Genomic DNA, 3,327 nt, shown 5'->3' on the forward strand with positions numbered 1-3,327 from the left:
CAGCCTGGTGAAGATGGGGGCGGCAAAGAGCGGGGCGGACTATTACCTTGAAGTCAAATTCGCCCCTGAAGCCGGCAGCATCATAGCGGGCGGCAACAGCGGGGAGATTCAGACGCGGATCAACAAGAACGACTGGACGAATTACAACGAAAGCGACGACTATTCGTTCGACGCGACGAAGACGACGTTTGCCAACTGGGATCATGCAACGTTGTACCAAGATGGCGTGCTCGTCTGGGGCACGGAACCGTAACGTTATTTCATTTCCATGTGCCGGTTCTAACCCCACCACCTTTAGGCAGCCAGCTTCCAGCACATGCGTTTGGTAAACGTTAAGCCTCCTGCGCAACGCTAAAGCGGGCGAGCATCTCCCCGCGCAACGTTAAAGCGGGTGAGCATCTCCCTGCGCAACGCTAAAACGGATGGTTCGCCTTACCGCCCAACGCTAACGGACGTAGCAGACGCTATTTGCCGAAAAAAGGCTGCTTAAAAATTTTAACGGTCACCACAGCGGCTATTCGCCATTTCCATGCCCGAATATCAGGAAAAATGCAAGAATAGGCGCTCTCACGTCCGTTAGAAACGAGAAGCGGGCTATTCACGCAAAATAAGCTCTCCTACGAACGTTAAAGGCTAAAAGTCAGCCCACAGCAGTACACTAGCCAGTCAGTAAAAGGGGCCGGTTTCAAATCGGCTCCTTCAACAAATCCGAATAGCCACAATAAGGAGGGGAATGATGTCATGAAATTGCCAAAGTTCAAAAAAACGGGGAGCTTGATCCTCACTTTTCTTCTCATATTCTCTTTTTTTGCCGCCTCTATCGGCGTTCCGCAAAATAAGGCCGAAGCGGCGCAAGACACCATTTATAAAGACCATTTTTTACAATTGTACGATCAGATCAAAAACCCGGCTAACGGATATTTTTCACCTGAAGGATTGCCGTATCATGCCGTTGAGACGCTTTTGTCGGAAGCACCGGATTACGGGCATATGACAACATCGGAAGCGTTCAGTTACTGGCTGTGGCTGGAAACGATGTATGGCTACTATACCGGCGACTGGAGCAAACTTGAAGCGGCGTGGGATAAAATGGAACAATTTATTATTCCCAATGCGTCCGAACAGCCGACGATGGGCTCCTACAATCCTTCGAGTCCGGCGACATATGCACCCGAGCATCCATATCCCGATATGTACCCGACAATGCTGAACAGTTCCGTCACGGCGGGCAAAGATCCGCTCGATGCGGAATTGAGGGCAACATACGGCAATAATCAGACCTATTTGATGCATTGGCTGCTTGACGTCGACAATTGGTATGGATTTGGCAACACTTTAAACCCGTCGCACACAGCCGCCTATGTCAACACATTCCAAAGGGGCGAGCAGGAATCCGTTTGGGAAGCGATCACGCATCCGTCCCAGGACAATTTCAGTTTCGGCAAACAGGGTGAAGGTTTTGTGAGCCTGTTTGTAAAAGACCAAAGCGCACCGGCGCAGCAATGGCGCTATACCGATGCGACAGATGCGGATGCCCGCGCCATTCAAGTCATGTATTTGGCGAAATCGCTAGGTTACAACAACGCAACATACTTGGACAAAGCGAAAAAAATGGGCGATTATCTGCGTTACGGCATGTATGACAAATATTTTCAGCAAATCGGCAGCGCGGCGGACGGGTCGCCCACCCCCGGCACCGGCAAAGATTCCGCGCATTACTTGTTGGCTTGGTATACGGCTTGGGGCGGCGGTTTGGGCTCCGGTGGAAATTGGGCGTGGAGAATCGGCGCCAGCCATAACCATCAAGCCTATCAGAACGTTCAAGCCGCATACGCGCTTTCCGAAGGCGGGCTTATGCCAAAATCGCCTACCGCGCAAACGGATTGGGAAACCTCGTTGCAAAGGCAGCTGGAATTCTATACTTGGCTTCTGTCCAGCGAGGGGGCAATCGGCGGCGGTGCGACAAATAGCGTTGGCGGCAGCTATCAACCGTATCAAGCCGGAAAAAGCACATTTTACAATATGGTCTACGATGAAGCGCCTGTTTATCATGATCCGCCTTCCAACACCTGGTTCGGTTTTCAGGCTTGGCCGGTAGAACGGATCGCTGAATATTACTATACGTTGGCGCTAAAAGGCGATAAAACTTCACAGCATTACCAGATGGCGAAAACCGTTTTGGATAAATGGGTCAAGTGGGCGATGAGCTACACGTTTATCGACGAAAAGCCGGTAACCGACTCATCCGGATATTATTTGGACGCTAACGGCAACCGCATTTTAGGCGGCAATAATCCGCAGGTAGCCACGATTCCCGATCCCGGCCAATTTTATATTCCGGGCGGGCAAGAATGGCAAGGGCAACCGGATAATTGGGACGGCTTCAGCAATTTTACCGGAAATCCGAATTACCATGTCATTACCAAAGATCCGAGTCAGGACATCGGCGTGCTTGGGAGTTATATCAAATTGCTGAGCTATTATGCGGCCGCTACAAAAGCGGAATCCGGCGACTATAGCGCATTGGGCAACCAGGCAAAAACGATGGCGGAACAACTGTTGAATATTGCCTGGAACTTCAACGACGGCATAGGCATCGCCATTCCGGAAACAAGAAAAGATTATTACCGCTTCTTTACCAAAGAAATTTATTTCCCAAGCGGCTGGTCTGGAACTTACGGGCAAGGCAACACGATTCCCGGTCCCGGCGCGGTTCCTTCCGATCCTTCCAAAGGCGGCAACGGGGTATACATCAGCTACTCCGAATTGCGCCCGAAAATCAAGCAAGATCCGCAATGGTCTTATCTTGAGAATTTGTACAACACTTCCTGGAACCCGGCTACACAGCAGTGGGAAAACGGAGCGCCGACTTTTACTTATCACCGTTTTTGGGCGCAAGTCGATATCGCCACAGCTTATGCGGAATATGACAGATTGATCGCAAACGGCTCTATTTCTCCTACGCCGACACCGACGGTAACTCCAACACCTACAGAAACACCTACACCGACACCTACGCCTACGCCAACCGTTACGCCGACACCGACGCCGACTTCAACAGCCAACGCCGTTTTGCAAGTCGAATACCGGGTGGGCGATGCGAGCGCGACCGACAATCAGATGAAGCCGCAGATGCGCATCGTCAATAACGGTACAAGCGCGGTTCCGCTTAGCAGCTTAACGATTCGCTACTGGTATACGAAGGGGCAAAACCAGGCGGAAGAATACCATTGCGATTATGCCGTGGTAGGCTGCGGCAACGTAACCGGCACATTCGGCTCGCGATCACCCGCCGCAACAGGCGCCGACAGCTATCTCGAAATCGGC

The 3,327-nt window shown here is 51.6% G+C and carries 2 protein-coding genes; both read left to right on the forward strand.

The genetic code is table 11. The features are described from left to right. A partial coding sequence (locus VF260_05880; protein ID HEX7056712.1) for a hypothetical protein occupies positions 1–253 on the forward strand: 253 nt, incomplete at its 5' end. A 488-nt stretch (positions 254–741) separates the two neighbouring features. Further along, positions 742–3,327, forward strand: a 2,586-nt coding sequence (locus VF260_05885) for a glycoside hydrolase family 48 protein (protein HEX7056713.1), incomplete at its 3' end; no start/stop codon positions are given.

The sequence above is a fragment of the Bacilli bacterium genome (genome assembly GCA_036381315.1).
GTDB lineage: Bacteria > Bacillota > Bacilli > Paenibacillales > KCTC-25726 > DASVDB01.